Source organism: Streptomyces doebereineriae (genome assembly GCF_031845645.1).
Lineage (GTDB): Bacteria > Actinomycetota > Actinomycetes > Streptomycetales > Streptomycetaceae > Streptomyces > Streptomyces canus.
In genome coordinates, this window is sequence record NZ_JAVREZ010000087.1 from 1 (window position 1) to 597 (window position 597).

Here is a 597-nt window from a genome sequence, read left to right on the forward strand (position 1 = left end):
ATCTTTACCTAGTGCCTTCACCATGCGTTGCAACAGGGCCGCGAAGTCCTCCGCGGCCCCTGCCGGGTCTCCCGCCTGTCCTCGCAAAGCGGCGAGGTGACCCTGGACGTTGAGGGTGTCTCGGTGGTTTCTACCTAGCACCCGAGCCATGCGCTTATGCAGGTCCGTGAAGGATTCCGCAGAACCGGTCAAATCCCCCCTCTGCCCCCGCCAAAGGGCGAGGTTGCTCTGAGCCGTGAGGGTGTCGGGATGCTTCTCCCCGAGACGAGCCGTGGCCGTGTTGGTGATGTGCTGGTAGTGGTCGCGAGCGGCGCTGATCTGTCCTGTCTCACCGAGGCTGGTACCGGTCCGATACAGCACCGCATGCACACCCGGTCGGTACAAAGGGTCCTCAGCACAGTGGGTAAGGGCAGTGGTGTTGGCACGCAGGCTCTGGGCGAGGGCGGTGTCGTGTTCGACAACGGGCCAGGCGGCGATGAGGGCATCGGCAGCGGTACGGGCGGGGTGGTCGGGTTGGGAGGGCGCGAGAGAGTCGCGGGTGGCGCGCTGGATGAGCTGGTGGACGCGAACGGCAGTGTGGGGGACGTCGGGAGTGTG

Annotated in this window: 1 protein-coding gene and 1 pseudogene; one reads left to right on the forward strand and one right to left on the reverse strand. The window is 65.8% G+C overall.

The features are described 5' to 3' along the window. On the reverse strand, positions 1-369 hold a 369-nt coding region (locus RNB18_RS50825), incomplete at its 3' end, for a tetratricopeptide repeat protein (protein ID WP_311720906.1). Between the two features lie 30 nt (positions 370-399). Between RNB18_RS50825 and RNB18_RS50830 the strand changes: the two are divergent. Further along, a pseudogene (locus tag RNB18_RS50830) lies at positions 400-597 on the forward strand (HtaA domain-containing protein); the annotation flags it as partial.